This window comes from Bradyrhizobium sp. SZCCHNS3052 (assembly GCF_032484495.1).
In the GTDB taxonomy this organism is placed as follows: domain Bacteria; phylum Pseudomonadota; class Alphaproteobacteria; order Rhizobiales; family Xanthobacteraceae; genus Bradyrhizobium.
Map to the genome: position 1 here is coordinate 599,609 of NZ_JAUETB010000004.1, position 18,107 is coordinate 617,715.

Genomic DNA, 18,107 nt, shown 5'->3' on the forward strand with positions numbered 1-18,107 from the left:
CCGCCGCAGCCCCGTCACTCCACCACGATCTTGACGCGGTCGCGGACCTTGACCTGGGCGCGGGCGTCGAGGCCGTTGAGAACGCGGAAGCGCTCGACCGGGCGGTCGACGCCGGTCATGCGGTGCGCAAGCGATTCGACGGTATCGCCCGGCTGCACGGTGATCACCTTGATGCGCAGCGGCCGGGCCGACTGGATCTCCTCCAGGCTGAGCCGGCGGAACGAGTTCACCGTCTCCCGCGCATTGCGCTCGCTCTCGGTGGATTTCTGCCGCGAGGCGAAGATGAAACGGTAGACGTCGCTGCCGACGCGCAACGCGTAGACCTTGAACTGCCAGGGATCGCCGCTCGCCGTGGTCGAGGCCGCCGGGAAGCCGTTGATCGTCAGCTCCTCGGTCGCCGACTTGTCGACGTTCTCCATCCAGCCGGAATTCAGATAGTCGCCGAGCGTCTGCTGGGCCGGCACGCGCACCACGTCGAAGCGCATCGCCTGCGCGCCGCCTTCGCGCACGCCGATCACCGCCTGCGCGGTGTTGTCGAGCGTGAAGTTCTCCGGCGCCTGGAAGGTGAAGCCGAGCTTCGGATGCAGGAAGCGCCGGCCGCGCACGAAGCCCTCGCTCGGGTCCTCGCCGTAGACGATGTTGTCGACTGCAGCCAAGTAGGTCTCGCGGTCATGCTCCCTGGCCTCGGGGGAGACGTATTGCTTGGCGATGGCGGCGGCGTTCTGCACCCGCTCCGGCGTCGCCGGATGCGACGACAGGAAGTCCTGCGCGCGCGGGTCGATTGCGACTTTACCGGCCTTCAACTCGGCGTTGCGCTCCATCGAGCTCAGGAAGCGCGCCGCGCCGTAGGGATCGAACTTCGCCTTGGCGGAGATGCCGACGCCGATGCCGTCGGCCTCGAACTCCTGGGTGCGCGAGAAGCTCGCCATCGTCAGCTTGGTCTTGGCGAGCGCCAGCGCCGTCAGGTCCGGATCGTTGCCCATATCTGAGACGACGCGGGTCACCACGGCGGCCTGCCGCGCCTGGTCCTCGCGGATCGCGGCATGGCGCGCCAGCACGTGCGCCATCTCGTGGCTCAGCACCGACGACAATTCGGAGGTGTCGTTGGCGAGCGCAATCAAGCCGCGTGTCACGTAGAGTTGGCCGGTCGGCAGCGCGAAGGCGTTGACCGCACCGGAATTCAGGATCGTGACCTTGTAGCCCTGGTCGGGGCGATCGGACACGGCCACGAGCCGGTCGACGATCTTGCCGATCAGGCCCTCGAGCTGGGGATCCTCATAGGCGCCGCCATAGGTTGCGAGAATGCGCTCGTGCTCGCGATCACTCGCCGGCGTCGTCTGCACCATCGCCGGCTTCGGCCGCGGCGTCGGCATCGGCGCCGTCGCCTGCTGCAACTTGCCCATGTCGCTGCAACCGGCCAACGCCAGTCCCAGGCACAGCAGCGCCGGTGCGATCCGCGAACCGCAGTTCATCACCGTCATGCGCTTTCGAACAGACAGGTTCACGTCGCTACTCACGTACCTCAGCGGTCAATTCCCGCTCAAAATCTCGATCTGGGCAGTCTGTGTCAGTTCCAGTCTCGGACCCGCATGCGCCTCAACCCAACCGCGCACGCGAACCTGCCGATTCGCAAGTGATTTGACGTCGATACCGGCACCTTCCAATACCGCCATCATACGCTTTGGAATAATCACCGCGAAGCCCCGTGTCCAGCTACGAGCGAAGTTCAGATAAGTTGTTGTCCCCGTCTGTCGTACGGACAACACCTTCCCTTCGACAACCGTAAATAGCCCTACGCGAGACAAAATATCGTCTGGACTTTCCGTGTTTTTTATGACGGTCCCAATCTTCCAGAGGCCGCGCCCGGCGCTGCGTGCCTCGGCTTCCGCCGCGCCCAGGCTGAGGGCGCAATCCCGGTCGGGCAGGTCGACCCCGCGCAGCACGGCGCCCTGCCGGAGCAGCTCGCTCTGCACTGGCTGGTCTGCGCCGGCCACGAACGCGAAGGCCCGCTGCCGGCCATAGCGGTCAGGGGTGTCGTCCTCTCCGCGCAGCACGACGTCGCGGCCGCGCAGCAGCACGCCCAACGCATCCATCGACGTCGCGCGCTGCTCCTCCGGCGGCACCTCGATGCCGGCGAGCCTGACCTCGCGACCGTCGTCGAGACGGAAGCTGCGTGCATCGATGATCTCGCTGACGTGGCCTTCGCCGAGCTCCGCGAACATGCACGGTGTGGCGTGACTCGCCGACATCATCGCGATGGTCGCGACGCTCGCGCCGAGCGCAATCAGCCTCCGTCTGCTCCGCATCCTGCGCTCTCTCGTCATGCTGCATCATCGCACGAAATTTCCATTCCACTGAGCGGAAAGCGGCGACCGGCGACGCTTTTGATGAGCGTGCTGAGCGCTTGCCGCATGCGAAAGCCTGCGCCATGATGCGAACTATCAAAGAGGCCGTCGCCATGTAGCGATGCGCCCGGCAGGGAGGATATCGATGAGCAGAACCATCCGCGGCGCGGCGGCGTCGTTGTTCATGCTGGCGTCGGCGCTGACGTTGTCCGCAGGCGTGGCGCATGCGCAGAGCAAGCCGCCGCTGAAGATCGGCGGCATTCTCGACATGTCGAGCCTCTACGCCGACATCACCGGTCCCGGCAGCGAGACCGCGGCGAAGATGGCGGTGGAGGATTTCGGCGGCGAGGTGCTGGGCCGCAAGATCGAGGTGATCGCGGCCGACCATCTCAACAAGGCTGATCTCGCCGCCAACATCGCGCGCGACATGCTCGACAACCAGGGCGTCGAGATGATCTGGGATGTCGCAGCCTCCGCCACCGCGCTGGCCGCCGGCGAGATCGCCAAGGCGCGCAACAAGATCATCATCTTCAATGGTCCCGGCTCTGTCAGGCTCTCCAACGAGGCCTGCGGCCCGTACACCGTGCACTACGTGTTCGACACTTTTGCGCAGGCCAACGTCACGGGCCTGGCGGCGGTGAAGTCTGGCCTCGACAGCTGGTTCTTCCTGACCGCGGACTACGCGTTCGGCCAGGATCTGGAAAAGGACACCACCGCCGTGGTGGTGAAGTCGGGCGGCAAGGTGCTCGGCAGCGTGCGTCATCCGCTCAACACCTCGGACTTCTCCTCCTTTCTGCTGCAGGCGCAGGCCTCCAAGGCCAAGGTGATCGGGCTCGCCAATGCCGGCGGCGACACCATCAACGCGATCAAGCAGGCCGCCGAATTCGGCCTCACCAAGGGCGGCCAGAAGCTGTCGCCGCTGCTCGCCTTCGTCTCCGACATCGACAGCGTCGGGCTCGAGACGGCGCAGGGGCTGCTGGTCGCGGAAGCGTTCTACTGGGATCTCAACGACGACACCCGCGCCTTCACCAAGCGCTTCATGGAGCGCACCAAGCGCGTGCCGACCTCGGCCCAGGCCGGCGTGTATTCCTCCGTCACGCACTATCTGAAAGCCGTGAAGGCCGCGGGCACCACGGACGCGGACGCCGTCATGAAGCTGATGCGGGCGACCCCGATCAACGACATGTTCGCCAAGGGCGGCCGCATCCGCGAGGACGGCCGCATGGTGCACGACATGTATCTGTTCGAGGTCAAGAAGCCATCGGAATCGAAGACCAGGTCCGACGACTACAAGCTGCTCGCGACCGTGTCTGGCAACGAGGCGTTCCAGCCGCTGGAAGCGTCGCGCTGCCCGCTGGTGAAGAAGTGACGGCCGGGGCGACGGCATTCCGGGGCGCGCCTGCGCAAGGCGCAAACTCTGCCGCGACATCCGTCGTTCCGGGGCAACGCGCAGCGTTGAACCCGGAACCTCGATGTGAGTCCATCAGCTCGGGATTCCGGGTTCGACCCTGACGCGTCGCCCTGGAATGACGGAGACATAACACCGGGAAACAACAAGGAGCGCCGGCCATGACCACCAACACCACAGTTCTGCAGCACCTCGACTCCGGCCTGCTCACGATCACGATGAACCGGCCGGAGCGGCGCAACGCGCTCAACAGCGACCTGACCAAGGGCCTGGTCGAGGCGGCGCATCGTGCGGCCAATGATCCGGAGGTGCGCGCGGTGCTGCTCAAGGGCGCCGGCGGCACGTTCTGCGTCGGCGGCGACGTCAAGGCGATGGCCGAAGCCAAGACCGCGCCCTCGTTCGAGACCAAGGTGACGACCTTGCGCGAGCGCATGGAGGTGTCGCGGCTGCTGCACCAGATGCAGAAGCCGGTGGTGGCGCAGATCGACGGCGCGGCCGCCGGCGCCGGCCTGTCGATCGCGCTGGCCTGCGATCTGCGGGTGGCCGGCGAGTCGGCCAAGATCACGACGGCCTTCGCCAAGGTCGGGCTGTCGGGCGATTTCGGCGGCACCTATTTCCTCACCCAACTGCTCGGCAGCGCCAAGGCGCGGGAGCTGTATCTGACCTCGCCGGTCCTGACGGCGCAGGAGGCGCTCACCCTGGGCATGGTCACCAAGGTTGTGCCCGACGCCCAGGTCGAAGCGGCCACGCGCGCGCTGGCGATGTCGCTGGCGCAGGGGCCGAGCGTGACGCTCGGCTACATCAAGCGCAACATCAACAATGCCGAGACGATGGCTCTGGAGGCCTGCTTCGACGCCGAGGCGATGCATCACTCGCGCTGCAGCGACACCGAGGATCACAGAGAGGCGGCCAGGGCGTTCGTCGAGAAGCGCGCGCCGGTGTTTCAGGGCCGATAGCTCCGCGTTCTCCGTCATTGCGAGCGCAGCAATCCAGGGTTATGGCCTGAGCTCTGGATTGCTTCGCGTCGCTCGCAATGACGCCGCGGGCTCGTGTGAACAGGGGATTCCGCAAAGAGGGCTGCGATGGCTTACCTCCACCTCCGTCAGATCTGCCTGGTCGCGCCCCGGCTCGAGCCGGTGGTCTCGGACATCGCCGCGATCATGGGGCTGGAGGTCTGCTACCGCGATCCGCATGTCGGCAAATACGGGCTGGAGAATGCGCTGCTGCCGGTCGGGCCGATCCTGCTCGAGGTGATCGCGCCGACCCGCGAGGACACCGCGGCGGGACGCTTCCTGGACAAGACCGGCGGCCGCGGCGGCTACATGGCGATCTTCGCCTGCGATGATCCCGATGGCCGTGCCGCCCGTGCCAACGAGATGGGTGTGCGGACCGCCAACGTCATCGATCATCCGCCCTATCACGGGGTGCAACTGCATCCCCGCGACTGCCGCGCCGCCTTCATCGAGCTCAATCACACCGAGGGCAGCGACGATGTGCTCGGCCCGTATCCGCCCGCCGGGCCGGATTGGACGCGAGCGATCCGCGGCGACGTGACGTCGGCGCTGACCGAGGTGGTGCTGCAGAGCCCCGCGCCGGCTTCACTTGCCGCACATTGGGGGCGCATTCTCGATGTGGTGCCGGCGGCCGGCAGCGATGGTGTTGAGCAGTTGTACTTGCCGAACGCCCGTATCCGTGTCGAACCCGCCGAGCGCGAACTCATGAGCGGCCTGACGTTCCGCGTCGCCGATGCTGCACGTGTGGCCGACGCTGCGCGCGCCCGTGGCTATGCGGTTTCAGGCGGTCGCTTCACAACTGGCGGCGTTGCCTTCGCGTTGCAGGGGGCGGTCGCCAAATAGTCGATCGGCATGCCCGAGCTTGACCGGGCATCCACGTTCGTCTTTCCTCGTATCAAGACGTCATGGCCGGGACGAGCCCGGCCATGACGTCGATCGAAGCTCGCGGTTCGTCACCGCCCCCTGAAGTTCGCGAAGCGCCGCTCCTCCGTTGCCTTGACGCCTTCCTTGAAATCCTCGGTCGCGCGCAGCCGGGTCTGTTCGGCGAGCTCGTGCTCGGTTGCTGCCATCACACGGTCGGCGAGATTGGCGCGCATCGTGGCGCGGGTCGACAACAGGCCGAGCGGCGAGCATTCGGCGATTTCCGCGGCGAGCTTCATCGCAGCCGTCCGCACCTGGTCCTGCGGCACGCATTCATTGGCGAGGCCCATCCTCAGCGCTTCCTCGCCGGTGACGCGGCGGCTGGTGTAGAACATCAGCTCGGCGTTGTTCTTGCCGACCAGTTCCGGCAGCGTCACCGTCAGCCCGAAGCCGGGATGGAAGCCGAGCTTGGTGAAATTGGCGGAGAAGCGCGCTTCCGGACAGGTGACGCGGAAGTCGGCCGAGACGGCGAGGCCGAGCCCGCCGCCGATTGCGGCGCCGTGCACGGCGGCGACCACCGGTTTCTTGCAGCGGAAGATCCGCACCGCCTGCATGTAGAGATGGTTGATCGCCCCGAGGCTGTCGGCCGGATCGCCTTTGGCGCCGGCCGCTTCCTGCGCCTGGCGCGCCGGATCGGTGAAATTGGCGCCGGCGCAGAACGCCTTGCCCTGCGCCGCCAGCACCGAGGCGCGGATCTCGATGTCGCGGTCGAAGCCTTCGAGCGCGTCGGCGATCTGGTTGATCAGCGCAATGTCGAAGAAATTGAGCGGCGGCCGGCGAATCTCGATCAGGCCGACATGGCCGTGGATCTCGACGCCGATGTCAGGGAAGTGGGTCATGGTGGGTCTCCGATTCTGCTTCTCCAGCGTCATTGCGAGCGTAGCGAAGCAATCCAGACTGTTGGTGCGGTCCTGGATCGCTTCGCTGCGCTCGCGATGACGGAGCTACTTGCCCGTGGGCGCGGCTGCGACGATCGCGGCGTGTCGTCGACCCTCACCTTAATCCCAGCCCGCGCGCGATGATGCCGCGCAGCACCTCGGTGGTGCCGCCCTGGATCGTCAGCTTCGGCGCGGTCTGCATCGCAAAGGTCAGCTGGTTCTCCAAGGTTTCGCGATTTCCTGCGTTCTCCTCGACGAACGCGGCGAGGTCGCGGACGCGGTGCGGCAGCTGCTGCTCCCAGATCGTGCCGACGTCCTTGACGATCGAGGCCTCGACCACCGGCTCCTTGCCGGCCTGCAGCATGCCGGCGACCGACACCGACATCCGCCGCATCGTGTGCAGCTGAGCCACCAGCCGGCCGATGCCCTCCGCGCTGCGCGTGTCGGGGTTGGGACCGACCGCGCGCACCAGCTCGGTCAGCACGTAATAGGTTTCGAGGAAGCGCTCCGGTCCCGAGCGCTCATAGGCGAGCTCGGAGGTCGCTTGCTTCCAGGCGCCGTCGATCTCGCCGAGCTGATGATCGTCCGGCACGAAGGCGTCGGTGAAGACGACCTCGTTGAACTCCTTCTGCCCGGTGATCTGCCCAATCGGGTTCACTTTGATGCCGGGCGTTTTCATGTTCACCAGGAACTGCGTCAAGCCATGACGCCTGTTCTCCTTGGTCGACGGCGAGGTGCGGAAGATCGCGATCATGTAGTCGGCCATGTGCGCCGACGTGGTCCAGATCTTCGAGCCGTTGATCAGCCAGCCGCCCTCGGTCTTCGTCGCGCGTGTCTTGGCGGCGAACAGGTCGGAGCCCGAGTTCGGCTCGCTCATGCCGATCGCGAAGCACAGCTCGCCGCGGCAGATGCGCGGCAGGATGTCCATCTTGATATGCTCGGGCGCGTAGCGCAGCAGGATCGGCCCGCTCTGCCGGTCGGCGACGAAGAAGCGCCTGACCGGCGCGTTGGCGACGCGCATTTCCTCGGTCACGACGTAGCGCTCCAGGAACGAGCGCTCGTGGCCGCCATATTGCTTCGGCCAGGTCATGCCGATCCAGCCGCGCGCGCCGACGCGGGCTGCAAACTCGCGCGCGTCGGCGTCCTCGCGCTTGGGCTGGTACGGGTTGAAGGTGCCGGCCGCGATCTCATCAGCGAGGAAGGCGCGCACCTCCTTGCGCAGCTCCTCGCATTCCCTCGGCAGCCGGATCGGATCGAAACGAAGTGCGCTCATGCAACAATCCTCTTCGTGGTCAGCGCGAGGCGACCAGCGGCCACAGCTCATCGGCGCCGCGCGCAGCGACGCGCTTGCCGAGCTCGACGGCCCAATGACTCTCGGAGCCGAAATCGTCGCGCCAGGCGAGCGCGCGCAGCGAGAAGCGGTGCAGGATGTGCTCGGTGGTGAAGCCGATGGCTCCGTGGACCTGATGCGCGATCGCCGCGCCCTTCTCGGCGGCCTCGGCGCAGCGGATCTTGGCCGCGGCGGCTTCGAGAAACACCGCCTCGTCGAATGCGGCGGCCCGCGCGATCGCATCCGCGGCGGATGTCGCGGCCGCGCTCGCGGCGGCGCTCTCACCGGCCAGCCGTGCCAGGTTGTGCTGCACCGCCTGGAATTTGCCGATCGGCTTCTCGAAGGCGACGCGCTCACCCGCATAGTTGACGCTGATCGCGAGCAGCCGATCCAGCGCGCCGGCGATCTGCAGTCCGCGGGCGACGCCGCCCATCAGCATCAAGGTGGTGGCGTCGAAGCCGGCCGGTGCCGGCCGGCATGCCAGCGGCATGATCTTGTCGAACGTCACCGTGTCGCTGGGATCGTTGGCGAGGTTGAGGCCCGCGTCGATGCGCAGCCGCGCGGTCTCGACCAGCGCGATCGACACGCCGTCTCCGCCCTCGGCGAGCACGGCAACGTGCTGCGCCGTCCTTGCGAACGGCACGCCGCGGGCACGGCCGGACAAGGTGCCGTCAGTGTCGAGCGTGATCCGGTCTCTCGGATGAGCCGGCGCGATCGTCATGGCGCCGTCGGGGGAGGCAATGCCGCCTTGTTGCAGCAGCCAGCCCGCGAGCAGCGTCTCGGCCAGCGGCACCGCAATCGCAAAACGGCCGGCGGCATTGATGATCTCAAAGCCATCGGCGAGGTCAGTGCCGGCGCCGCCGAACTCCTCGCCCACCCAGGCGAGCGTCAGGCCGGCCTCGCTCAGCGCCCGCCACAGCGGTGCCGTCCAGCGGCCGTCCTTGTCGTGGTTGATCGTCTGCGGGTCGGCGAGATCGGCGAAGATCCTTTCCGCGGTCGCAACGACGATGTTCTCAGCTTCCGCCACAGCGCTCCTCGCCCTCGTTGTCGTCGGTCTCGGCGCGCCATGTCCTGCGCGCGCCGGCGATGTTTTGCCGGCATGATGAGCGCAAGCGACGGCCCTGACAAGCGTAGCCCGCTGCAGGGCCCCGTCCGCTCGCCGCATGGAGGCGAGCGATTTCCGCGCTGCGGAGATTGTGCCGATTTTGCAGATGCAGCGATGTTGGCTAAGAAGAAGCAAGGCAAACAGGGAGGTGCGGAATGGCTGAAGGTCTGTGCGCGGTCGTGACGGGGTCGGCGTCCGGCCTCGGAGCCGCGACCGCGTTGCTGCTGGCGAAGGCCGGCATGCGCATCGTCGTGAACTATTCGAACAGCAAGAGTGAAGCCGAGCAGACCGCTGATCTCTGCCGCAAGGAAGGAGTCGAGGTCGTCGTCATTCAAGGCGACGTGTCGCGCGATGAGGATTGCCGCAAGATCGTCGCCGCCGCTGCGGCTTGGGGCCGGCTGGATGCCCTCGTCAACAATGCCGGCACCACCAAGCACGTGCCGCACGATCAGCTCGATGGCCTTTCGGCGGAGGATTTCCAGCGCATCTTCGCAGTCAACACCATCGGCCCCTTCCAGATGGTGCGCGCCGCGCGGCCGCTGCTGGAAGCGGCGGCCAAGGCGACGGCGCGTGCGTCCGCGGTCGTCAACGTCTCGTCGGTAGCCGGCATCAGCGGCATCGGCTCGTCGGTCGCCTACGCCGCCAGCAAGGGCGCGCTGAACACGATGACGCTATCGCTGGCGCGCGCCCTGGCGCCTGCGATCCGCGTCAACACCGTCTGCCCCGGCTACATCGATACGCCCTGGTTCACCAAGGGCCGCGGCGAGGCCGGTGCCAAGCAGGTGCGCGATGCGGTGGTCGCGCGGGTGCCGTTGCGCGCGGCTTCATCCGCTGAGGACATCGCGCAGCTCGTGGCGTTCCTGGCGAGCCCGGCGTCAGGCCACATGACCGGCGAGGTCGTGCGCATGGATGCGGGGATGCATCTGTTGGGGTGAAATCGTCATGGCGAGCGGCCGCTGTGGTCGCTCGCGATGAGTGGCGCGAGGCCGTTACCGATTGAAATCGCGGATCGTGCCGCTCGCGACCAGCCTGTTCCAGATGAACAGCACCACGATCGCGCCGAGGGTTGCGGTCACGTAGCCCGCGCCCTGGTCGGGGCTGTAATGGCCGATGGCCTGCCCGATGGCGGTGGCGATGAACGCGCCGACGATTCCGAGCACGATGGTCAGGATGAAGCCGGAGGGATTGTTGGGACCCGGCGATAGAAGCCGCGCCAGGAAGCCGGCGACCAGCCCGACGATCAGAATGTGCAGCATGAGTCTCGTCCTTCCCGTCAACGATCGCGGAGCGTCAGATCCGGCCCGCCAACTCATGCTCGGTCGGCAGCCGACCGTCCGGCGTGAGCTGATCGATCACTTTCGGCAGGTACTGGCTCAGCCCGTTCAACAGCTCGTCGCGCGACAGCCCGCTCTGCGCGGTGAGCTGATCGATCTGATCGGCGCCGAGCGCATTGGCGAGATCGCCGGGCGAGATCGGCTTGTTCTCGCCGGGGGAGACCCAGGAGTTCGCGGTGTCGCCATGGCCTTTGTCCTGGAACTGGCGCAGGAGATCGCCGAGCCCGCCCGACAACACGCTGCCGGCCGCGCCGCCCGCAAGCAGGCCGCCCAGGCCGCCGGCGATGATGTTGCCGAGGCCGCCACCAAGCGCACCGCCGAGCGGTCCGCCTTGATTCCCGGTCGGCTGGGGCGGCGGGACTGGCGCAGGCGCCGCGTTCGGCTGCTGTCCATTCTGCGAGAAATGCTTCACCGCTTTCCACGCCAGCAAAGCGAGGATCGCCATCGTCATCGGCGACATGCCGCCGTTCTTCTGCGTGGTCGGATGACTCGGCCCGCTCGGGCCGTTCTGCATGCCGTTGAGGATATCGAGTAGACCCATGACCTGCTCCTGCGCCCCGCGCCGACAAACCTATGGGCTTGCACGCGGCGTTACAAGCCGCGGTCAGATTCGTCGCACAGGGGAACGTGTCGCGCGCGGCTCAGTTCCGGGCTTCGGCCCGTTTCGGCGCCTTGGCTCCGGGCGGTGCGGCTGCGGCCTGGCTCGGGCCGGTGAACATCCGCTTCAGCTCGTCGAGCTTCTCCGACAGGACCGGAAAGTTGCACGAGAACGAATCGCGGCGCCAGCCGTCCTTGGCGCATTGCGCTGCCTTGATGCGGGCGCGTGCCTCCACGTTCGACGCCGGCGGTGGCAATCCGCCCTGCGCGGTCGCGGCCGGGGGCTTGTTCGGCCGTTGCGGCGGCGGGGCCGGCATGGCCGGCTTCGGCGGCTCGATCGCGGCCCGCGCCGTCATGTCCCGGAGCGAGGGCTGGAGGTCCTGCGTTTGCGGCCGCGACATCATCGCCGAGCTCATGTTGGCGTGGCGCTGGCGCTCGAGGTATTGCGTATACTGCTGGTCGATGAACTTCTGCTCTTCGGCCGTGGGATTGGGGCCGGCGATGTCGAAGCTGCGATCCTGCATGAAGTCGTAATAGACGTAGCCGCCGCCCGGCTTCCGTCTCCCGGCAAATTTCGCGTTGCATTGCGCCAGCGCCGCCGTCTTCTCCTCCTTGGAGGCGGATTTCTCGGCGGCGTCGGCACACTCCTCGAAATCCGTCGGGGAGCGGCTCCACCATTCCGCATGCGCGCGTTGAGGTTGCACGGCGGGCAGGCAGGTGATCGCTGCAAAGACCAGTACTGGCAGGCGGGGTGGGTACACGAACGGTAATCCTCAGCGGCTCCCCGCCTCAGATGACGGGAGATTGTCGCCATTTTGCGGCGGGGTGTGACTCCAATGCTGCGTAAATTGAGACTTTCTTCTTTATCTGCCGTGGTTCCGTGATCTCGTTGCCACAGTCGGGCCGGCAATGACGGCAGCGCCGTTCGTGAATCGCGCCTTGCTGTGGCGCCGGAACGATACGCAGCATTTTTCCACCATTTTCATCCCGCCGTAGTTGACGAAACTAATCTTGACGTTGGAAAGATTGGTGTTGACGAGACCGGGCAAGCGCTCCTATGAATATCTTGACAATGGAAAGATGAGCTGTGCCGCCAAGTGCGGAGGAGAGGCTGCGATGAAAGTGTTCCTCACGGTCAAGCTGGCGCTGTTGCCGTTCGTCGCGTTCTGGACCCTGCTGGCCTGGCATCAGCCGGCATGGGCGGTGTGGTCCGCGCTGGCCCTGGCGCTCGCCGCCAACGTCTGGCGAGCCTCCCGGAGCGAGCTCGCGCTGCTGGAGCTCGGAAGCCTCGCCCTTTTCGTCGTGCTGGCGATCGCCAACGACGTCGCGCCGAATTGGACGGCCGGCAACGCGCTGTGGCTGTCCTTCGCAGGGCTCGGCCTCATCAGCTTCGCTTCGCTCGCCGTCGGCCGTCCCTGGACCGCGGACTATTCCCGCTCGGCCTATGCCGACAGCGCCTCGACGCCCCAATTCCACCTGATCAACATGATGATGACCGGGCTCTGGGGCGTCCTGTTCCTGGTCCTCGGCCTGTGCCGCTGGGCCGGCGTCGCCTCCTGGATCGCGACGATGATCGTCGTCGGCGGCGCGCTGATCTCGATCTTCGGCCCGCGCTTCGCAATTCGCCAGGCCTTGCTGCGCATGCGGGCCGTGCGCGAGGAGTGCCATTGGCCGGCACCGGGCTTCACCCCCGCGGCCGGCGTCGACTGCGACGTCGCGGTGATCGGCGCCGGAATCGGCGGGCTGACGGCCGCCGCCCTGCTCGCGGAGTCCGGGTTGAAGGTGAAGGTGTTCGATCACCACGTGGTGCCGGGCGGCTTCTGCCACACTTATCTTCGCAAGGCTCACCACGACAACAAGCCGGTGCTGTATCGCTTCGATGCAGGGCCGCACGATTTCTCCGGCGTCTGGCCGGGCGGGCCTGTCGACAGCGTGCTGCGCCGGCTCGGCGTCGCCGACCGCATCCAGTGGCGGCGGGTCACCCACTCCTACCGTCTCGCCGGCCGCCGCATCGACGTGCCAGCGGACTGGCGTGCTTATGTCCGACTGCTCTGCGAGATGTTTCCCGCCAGCGCGGACGGGCTCACCCGGCTGTTCGACACCATCCATGCCATTTTCGAAAGCATGTACGCGACGGGGCAGGGTCGCAGCGGCATTCCCGGCATGCCCGCCACATTGGAGGAGATGCTGGCCTTCCCGCGCAAGCATCCGCAGGCGTTCAGGTGGATGAACCGGCCGTTCGACGAGCTCGTCGCCGCCCATGTCTCCGATCCCGAACTCATCGCCTATCTCAATGCGCTGTCGGGCTATCTCGGCGACGGCAGCGAGACGCTGAGCTGCGCCCAGATGGTCCCGATCTTCGGCTACTATTTCAAGGGCGGCTTCTATCCGGTCGGCGGCTCCGGCCGCCTCGCGGACGTGCTCGCCGAGGCGGTCACCGCCAGGGGGGGCGAGGTGCATCTGAAATCCAGGGTCACGCGCATCCTGGTCGAGGAGGGCCGCGCCGTTGGCGTCGTGCTCGGCAACGGCCGCACGGTTCGCGCGCAGGCGGTGGTCTCGAATGCCGATCTCGGCCGTACCTTCACCGAGCTTCTGAGTCCCGACGATCTGCCCGCCGGTTTTCGCGAGCGTGCCCGCACCCTCGCGCCGGCGACGTCGTGCTTCTCGGTGCATCTCGGCCTCGACATCGTGCCCGACATCGCGCCCGCCACGCATCTCGATACGCCGATGGGAATCGGCCTTGCCGTGATGTCCAAGCTCGACCCGTCGGCGGCGCCCGAAGGCCATGCCACGATGACGATCATCACCCTCGTGCCGCACGATCAGGCCACGCGCTGGTTTCCGGGCGAGGGCGGCGACGACTGGAAGGCGTGGCGGCGCTCGCCGGACTACGAGGCCGGCAAGCAGCAGCTCGGCGATGCCATGGTTGCTGCTGCCGCGACCGTCATTCCCGACTTGTCCAGGCATATCGTCTATCGGACCGACGCCAGCCCGGTGACCTATGCACGCTATGATCTCGCCAGCGCCGGCGCGATCTATGGCGTGGCGCAGTCGGGACGGCTGAAGGGCGCCAAGGCGCCGGTGCGCAATCTCGTCATCGCCGGCGGCGGCAATGCCGGAGCGGGCGTCGAGGCCGTGGTGATCTCGGGCGCGGAGGCGGCCGAGGCGCTGGTGCCGGGTCTGCTGGGCGCGCATCGGCAGTCGCGTCGGACGCGGTGACGGCGCGGCCGCGGGCGGCCTGAGCGCGGCGCCTGCCGCAGCTCGGGCGTATCAAGGCGTATAGAGGTAGCGCAGCAGGGTGCGGCCGACGGTCTCCAGGCTCTGCGCCGAGCACTGCTCGATCGTATCCTGCGTGGTGTTGAAATAGGGCTCGTAGTCGAAGTCGATGACGAGGAAGCTCGGAATGCCGGCCTGCTGCAGCGCCGTGTGGTCGTCGCTGATCGGATACGCCGTGGGCTCCGGCGAGAACGCCGATGGCGCGATACGGCTGCCGATGCTCCAGAACCTCTTGACCTCGGGCAACGCCGAGGCCAGCGACGACGGCTCCGGCTGCAGCTTGAGATCCTTGTCGCAGACCATGTCGAAATCGACTGCCTTCTCCGGCTTGTGCGTCGGATAATAGGTCTTCAGGTTGGCCGCGAAATGCGGCGAGCCCAGCGGGCGCCAGGTCGGATCGCCGGCGCCGAGCGATTTCGGCCCCTCCTCGCCGTCGAAGAAGATCATGTCGATGCCGACGTCGGGCTTCGGCGACAGCGACAGCACGCGTGCGGTCTCGAGCAGCAGCGCCACCGCCGAGGCGGAGTTGTTGGCGCCCGGCATCGGTGCGTCCGGCGATTTGGGATCGCGATAGGCCTTGATGATGCTGTCGTAATGGGTGGCGACGATGACGCGCCGCGGGTTCTGCACCTGGAAGCGGGCGATGATGTTGGTCAGCGGGATCGCCTTGCCGTCATCGCCCTTGGCGGTGAAGCTCTGCGTGAGCACGGCGTCCGCCGCGCTCTTGGCCATCGCTGCCTTGATGTAGTCGATCGTTTTCTGATGTCCCGGCTCGCCCATCGATCGCGGCGTGAACCGCAGCAGATCGGCGATGACAGCCATTGCGCGCTGACCGTCCCACAATTCGATCTGCGCGTCCGCGGCGTAGGCGGTCGGCGATATCAGCAGCAATACGGCCGCTGTCGCGGTGGCGGCGAGGCGAGGCCAGAACTCAGTCATCCGCAAAGCTCTTCAATGATGAAAATCAGGACGTCTTCTTGCCGAAGGGAATGAACAGGATGCCGGCGCAGCCAGCCAGCGCCACGGCGAAATAATAGGTGATCGCGCGCGAGCCGATCGTCGGAATCAGCGCGAACGTCGTGACGAGCGTGCCGACGACGTTGCCGATGGTCGAGACGCCATAGACCAATCCGGCGACACGGCCGGCCTCGCCGGCCGAGCGCGTCAACAGGCTGACGGCGATCGGCGAGAAGGTGCCGAGCAGGGTCAGCGGCACCAGCAGCAGCGCGGTCGAGGCCATCAGCGTCGCCATCGGTCCGTCGCCGATGCTGTCGAGGATGTCGGCCATGACGGTGTCGGCGGTCGCCGGAACCAGCGCCATGTAGGCGGCGGCGATCAGGATCATGGTGCCGATGGTGCGCGTCGTCGGCTGCCGATCGACGATGGCGCTGCCGGCGAAATAGCCGATCGCGAGCGCGCACAGCACGGTCGAGATCAGGCTGGCCCAGGCGCCGATGCCGCTGCCGAAATACGGGTTGAGGTAGCGGCTGCCGAGCATCTCGAAGCCCATCAGCACGCAGCCGACCAGGAACGAACAGAGATAGATCGCCAGCATGCCGGCGCGGGACACCGGCGCGCTCATGGCAGCTTCTTGTTGTGGCGCTCGATGCTCTTCAGCGCCTCGACCGGCGCGAAGTCGTCGGTCAGCACCTTGGCCTTGGCGTCGATCACCTGGCCGTTATCGATGTCGATGCGCTTGCGCTGCGCCAGCATGTCGGCGAGCTTGTAGCGGAAGCCGAATTCCTTGTCGCGCTCCTGCGCGATGGCGGCGAGATCCTCGGGCTTTCGCTCGTCGCCGGGATAGGCGACCATCACGATGTTGCCGCCGGCCTCGTAGAAGTCGACCTGCGGGAACACGCTGTGGATGGTCTTGACCGCGGCGTCGAACAGCATGGTCGACGGCTCGACGTTCTGCGCCACCACGCCGCCCTCGGCGAGATGCTCCTTGACGAGCTGGTAGAATTCCTTGGTCAGCAGGTGGAACGGCACGAACGGTCCGCGATAGGCGTCGATCAGGATGATGTCGTAGCGCTCCTTGGATTCCTGCACGAACAGCCGGCCGTCGCGGTTGGCGACGTGGAAGTTCGGCTCCTCCTTGATGCCGAAATACTTCTTGGCGAGCTCCAGCACGGTCGGATCGAGCTCGACCGAGGTCACCTGCACCTTGGGCAGGAAGCGGTGCAGGTACCAGGCGGTGCGGCCGCCACCGAAGCCGATCTCCAGGACCGAGCCGACATTCTTTGCGTACATGACGCTCGCGGTCATGAAGCGGGTATAGTCGACCGGCAGATCGAGCTCGTCCTGGGTGTTGTAGACGCTCTCGGTATAGATGCGCCGGTTGTGACCGAACGTCATGCTGCGGTAGGGCGCCTGCTCATAGACATAGATGTTGTTGTAGAGCGACTCCTTCGACTCCAGCAGGTGGCGGGTGTCCTGCGCGCTTGCGGCGGCGATGGAGAGGAAGCTTGCGAACACGCCTGAAATGACCGACCGGATGAGCATCGACTTGTCTGTGTCCCTCGGCTGAAATGGGCAGGCGCGCTGAATCAAGCGGATCTCGTGGCGCCGGGCGCCTGGCCCGGCCACGAGATGCGCTCAGGCACGACCAATACGGCAATCCCGAGGCCGGGTTCCGGATTGGCGCCGTTCTCTTAGACCATCGGCTGCCGTCCGGATAGTCAAACCGCCCCTCCCAAACGGGGGTGTGATCGGGCATGAGCGGCCCCGCTCTAACCGGGATCGCGCGGCTGCGTTCCCGTCGCCGTCCCCTCAGGGGACCCGAACATCGTTGTGCCCCGGTCGGCCGCCCGGTCCAGGCTCCGACCGGAGAGGCTTCCGGTCGGTGGCCGGGTCTGCTATGGAGGCGGCGAAGCAGGTGCACTTCGGTGCAGGCTCCGGTCCCGTAGCTCAGCTGGATAGAGCGGCGGTTTCCTAAACCGTAGGTCGCATGTTCGAGTCATGCCGGGATCGCCATCTGCCGCAGCCTTGCACGCGCAGACAATCTCCAGATCAAACCCAGGGCGCGCCTGATCCGGCCCGTTCGGGAATCGGGTGGAGCGCTTCGCTGCCATCGAGGAACTTCTTCGGGTGAGACGGCGGCCTGAGCCCCGTCCGCGCGGCGCGCGCAATCGCCGCCGAGATGCATCACCCTGGAGAGCTTTCCATGCATACGACTATCGAGCCGGGCATCCTCTATTTCGGGACGCCGGTCGTCCTCATCAGCACCGTCAACGAGGATGGCGGCTTCAATCTCGCGCCGATGTCGTCGGCATTCTGGCTCGGCTGGCGCTGCATGCTGGGCCTCGCCGCCGGATCGAAGACGCCGCAGAACATGCGCCGCACCGGCGAGTGCGTGCTGAACCTGCCGTCGGTCGATCTCGTCGCCGCCGTCGATCGCCTGGCGCTGACCACGGGATCGGACCCGGTGCCGGCGATGAAGCAGCGCAAGGGCTACCGCCACGTGTCCGACAAGTTCGCCGCCGCCGGGTTGACCGCAACGGCGTCGGAAACCGTTGCGGCTCCGCGCGTCGCGGAATGCGCGGTGCAGCTCGAAGCCCGCATCGAGTCGGTGCATGGCATCGCCGACGACGACGCGATCCTGAAGGGGCACATCCAGTGCTTCGAGGTGCGGGTGCAGCGGGTCCATGTCGATGAGGCCATCCTGATGGACGGTACGCGTGACCGCATCGACCCGGACAAATGGCGGCCGCTGATCATGAGCTTCCAGCAGTTCTATGGCCTGGGCGCGCGCCTTCACGAGTCGCGGCTGGGCACCATTCCGGAGGCGGCCTATCGCACGCCCGACGTCGAGCGCGCCCGCGAGGCGGCCATGCGAATGGAGGTGGCGGCAGGCTGAGCCGGCTCGGCCTGGAGTCTCGCCTGGAATCGCCCGGCCGCACG

General features: G+C 66.7%; 17 protein-coding genes and 1 tRNA gene. 7 read left to right on the forward strand and 11 right to left on the reverse strand.

Annotated elements, in window-relative coordinates; all coding sequences use genetic code 11:
* Positions 1 to 14: 14 nt before the first annotated feature.
* Positions 15 to 1,481, reverse strand: coding sequence for a M48 family metalloprotease (locus QX073_RS17610; RefSeq protein ID WP_315715427.1), 1,467 nt, complete (start codon positions 1,479 to 1,481; stop codon positions 15 to 17).
* A gap of 48 nt (positions 1,482 to 1,529) precedes the next feature.
* Positions 1,530 to 2,306 (reverse strand): thermonuclease family protein, encoded by a 777-nt coding sequence (locus QX073_RS17615; protein ID WP_315752293.1) that lies wholly within the window; start codon positions 2,304 to 2,306, stop codon positions 1,530 to 1,532.
* A gap of 223 nt (positions 2,307 to 2,529) precedes the next feature.
* On the opposite strand from QX073_RS17615, the gene QX073_RS17620 reads away from it, so the two are divergent.
* From QX073_RS17620 to QX073_RS17630, 3 genes are all read left to right on the forward strand, one after another.
* Positions 2,530 to 3,714, forward strand: coding sequence for an ABC transporter substrate-binding protein (locus QX073_RS17620; RefSeq protein ID WP_315752326.1), 1,185 nt, complete (start codon positions 2,530 to 2,532; stop codon positions 3,712 to 3,714).
* Between the two features lie 200 nt (positions 3,715 to 3,914).
* On the forward strand, positions 3,915 to 4,709 hold the full coding sequence (locus QX073_RS17625) for an enoyl-CoA hydratase (protein WP_315752292.1): 795 nt from the start codon (positions 3,915 to 3,917) through the stop codon (positions 4,707 to 4,709).
* Between the two features lie 126 nt (positions 4,710 to 4,835).
* Positions 4,836 to 5,609 carry a hypothetical protein gene (locus QX073_RS17630; protein ID WP_316226098.1) on the forward strand — a complete coding sequence of 258 codons (774 nt, stop codon included), beginning with the start codon at positions 4,836 to 4,838 and terminating at the stop codon, positions 5,607 to 5,609.
* A gap of 110 nt (positions 5,610 to 5,719) precedes the next feature.
* Here the strand turns inward: QX073_RS17630 and QX073_RS17635 are convergent, their stop codons facing one another.
* From QX073_RS17635 to QX073_RS17645, 3 genes are all read right to left on the reverse strand, one after another.
* Positions 5,720 to 6,526 carry an enoyl-CoA hydratase/isomerase family protein gene (locus QX073_RS17635; RefSeq protein ID WP_315752290.1) on the reverse strand — a complete coding sequence of 269 codons (807 nt, stop codon included), beginning with the start codon at positions 6,524 to 6,526 and terminating at the stop codon, positions 5,720 to 5,722.
* A gap of 154 nt (positions 6,527 to 6,680) precedes the next feature.
* Entirely contained in the window at positions 6,681 to 7,838 is a 1,158-nt protein-coding gene (locus QX073_RS17640; protein ID WP_315752289.1) for an acyl-CoA dehydrogenase family protein, read from the reverse strand.
* 19 nt (positions 7,839 to 7,857) lie between these two features.
* Positions 7,858 to 8,922: an acyl-CoA dehydrogenase family protein gene (locus QX073_RS17645; protein ID WP_315715255.1), complete on the reverse strand. Its 1,065-nt coding sequence runs from the start codon at positions 8,920 to 8,922 to the stop codon at positions 7,858 to 7,860.
* A gap of 233 nt (positions 8,923 to 9,155) precedes the next feature.
* On the opposite strand from QX073_RS17645, the gene QX073_RS17650 reads away from it, so the two are divergent.
* Positions 9,156 to 9,935 (forward strand): SDR family oxidoreductase, encoded by a 780-nt coding sequence (locus QX073_RS17650; RefSeq protein WP_315715256.1) that lies wholly within the window; start codon positions 9,156 to 9,158, stop codon positions 9,933 to 9,935.
* 54 nt (positions 9,936 to 9,989) lie between these two features.
* Here the strand turns inward: QX073_RS17650 and QX073_RS17655 are convergent, their stop codons facing one another.
* The 3 genes from QX073_RS17655 to QX073_RS17665 all read right to left on the reverse strand — a co-directional run bounded on the left by QX073_RS17655 (position 9,990) and on the right by QX073_RS17665 (position 11,677).
* Positions 9,990 to 10,256, reverse strand: coding sequence for a GlsB/YeaQ/YmgE family stress response membrane protein (locus tag QX073_RS17655; protein ID WP_315715257.1), 267 nt, complete (start codon positions 10,254 to 10,256; stop codon positions 9,990 to 9,992).
* Positions 10,257 to 10,290: 34 nt separating this feature from the next.
* Positions 10,291 to 10,875: a YidB family protein gene (locus QX073_RS17660; protein WP_315752288.1), complete on the reverse strand. Its 585-nt coding sequence runs from the start codon at positions 10,873 to 10,875 to the stop codon at positions 10,291 to 10,293.
* A 100-nt stretch (positions 10,876 to 10,975) separates the two neighbouring features.
* A complete protein-coding gene (locus QX073_RS17665; protein WP_410051881.1) occupies positions 10,976 to 11,677 on the reverse strand; it encodes a hypothetical protein in 702 nt (233 codons plus the stop codon).
* 370 nt (positions 11,678 to 12,047) lie between these two features.
* Between QX073_RS17665 and QX073_RS17670 the strand changes: the two genes are divergently transcribed.
* Positions 12,048 to 14,150 (forward strand): NAD(P)/FAD-dependent oxidoreductase, encoded by a 2,103-nt coding sequence (locus tag QX073_RS17670; RefSeq protein WP_316226099.1) that lies wholly within the window; start codon positions 12,048 to 12,050, stop codon positions 14,148 to 14,150.
* A gap of 51 nt (positions 14,151 to 14,201) precedes the next feature.
* Here the strand turns inward: QX073_RS17670 and QX073_RS17675 are convergent, their stop codons facing one another.
* From QX073_RS17675 to QX073_RS17685, 3 genes are read right to left on the reverse strand one after another with little or no spacing between them, the layout of a single operon-like run.
* Positions 14,202 to 15,146: a M28 family peptidase gene (locus QX073_RS17675; protein WP_315752285.1), complete on the reverse strand. Its 945-nt coding sequence runs from the start codon at positions 15,144 to 15,146 to the stop codon at positions 14,202 to 14,204.
* A gap of 25 nt (positions 15,147 to 15,171) precedes the next feature.
* Complete coding sequence (locus QX073_RS17680) at positions 15,172 to 15,789, reverse strand: fused MFS/spermidine synthase (RefSeq protein ID WP_315715262.1); 618 nt, start codon at positions 15,787 to 15,789, stop codon at positions 15,172 to 15,174.
* On the reverse strand, positions 15,786 to 16,709 hold the full coding sequence (locus QX073_RS17685; RefSeq protein ID WP_315715263.1) for a fused MFS/spermidine synthase: 924 nt from the start codon (positions 16,707 to 16,709) through the stop codon (positions 15,786 to 15,788). The genes QX073_RS17680 and QX073_RS17685 overlap by 4 nt, the downstream gene beginning before the upstream one ends.
* A 394-nt stretch (positions 16,710 to 17,103) precedes the next feature.
* Here QX073_RS17685 and QX073_RS17690 point away from each other — a divergent pair.
* Both QX073_RS17690 and QX073_RS17695 read left to right on the forward strand, forming a co-directional pair.
* A tRNA-Arg gene (locus tag QX073_RS17690) sits at positions 17,104 to 17,180 on the forward strand.
* A 190-nt stretch (positions 17,181 to 17,370) separates the two neighbouring features.
* The gene (locus tag QX073_RS17695) at positions 17,371 to 18,063 is read left to right on the forward strand and encodes a flavin reductase family protein (RefSeq protein WP_315715264.1); all 693 of its coding nucleotides are present in this window, start codon (positions 17,371 to 17,373) and stop codon (positions 18,061 to 18,063) included.
* The last annotated feature ends 44 nt before the right edge of the window (positions 18,064 to 18,107 follow it).

Coding starts and splice junctions, on each gene's coding strand:
- QX073_RS17610 (WP_315715427.1), bottom strand. CDS start 1,481: ATGACGGTGATGAACTGCGGTTCGCGGATCGCACCGGCGCTGCTGTGC.
- QX073_RS17615 (WP_315752293.1), bottom strand. CDS start 2,306: ATGCGGAGCAGACGGAGGCTGATTGCGCTCGGCGCGAGCGTCGCGACC.
- QX073_RS17620 (WP_315752326.1), top strand. CDS start 2,530: ATGCTGGCGTCGGCGCTGACGTTGTCCGCAGGCGTGGCGCATGCGCAG.
- QX073_RS17625 (WP_315752292.1), top strand. CDS start 3,915: ATGACCACCAACACCACAGTTCTGCAGCACCTCGACTCCGGCCTGCTC.
- QX073_RS17630 (WP_316226098.1), top strand. CDS start 4,836: ATGGCTTACCTCCACCTCCGTCAGATCTGCCTGGTCGCGCCCCGGCTC.
- QX073_RS17635 (WP_315752290.1), bottom strand. CDS start 6,526: ATGACCCACTTCCCTGACATCGGCGTCGAGATCCACGGCCATGTCGGC.
- QX073_RS17640 (WP_315752289.1), bottom strand. CDS start 7,838: ATGAGCGCACTTCGTTTCGATCCGATCCGGCTGCCGAGGGAATGCGAG.
- QX073_RS17650 (WP_315715256.1), top strand. CDS start 9,156: ATGGCTGAAGGTCTGTGCGCGGTCGTGACGGGGTCGGCGTCCGGCCTC.
- QX073_RS17655 (WP_315715257.1), bottom strand. CDS start 10,256: ATGCTGCACATTCTGATCGTCGGGCTGGTCGCCGGCTTCCTGGCGCGG.
- QX073_RS17660 (WP_315752288.1), bottom strand. CDS start 10,875: ATGGGTCTACTCGATATCCTCAACGGCATGCAGAACGGCCCGAGCGGG.
- QX073_RS17670 (WP_316226099.1), top strand. CDS start 12,048: ATGAAAGTGTTCCTCACGGTCAAGCTGGCGCTGTTGCCGTTCGTCGCG.
- QX073_RS17675 (WP_315752285.1), bottom strand. CDS start 15,146: ATGACTGAGTTCTGGCCTCGCCTCGCCGCCACCGCGACAGCGGCCGTA.
- QX073_RS17680 (WP_315715262.1), bottom strand. CDS start 15,789: ATGAGCGCGCCGGTGTCCCGCGCCGGCATGCTGGCGATCTATCTCTGT.
- QX073_RS17685 (WP_315715263.1), bottom strand. CDS start 16,709: ATGCTCATCCGGTCGGTCATTTCAGGCGTGTTCGCAAGCTTCCTCTCC.
- QX073_RS17695 (WP_315715264.1), top strand. CDS start 17,371: ATGCATACGACTATCGAGCCGGGCATCCTCTATTTCGGGACGCCGGTC.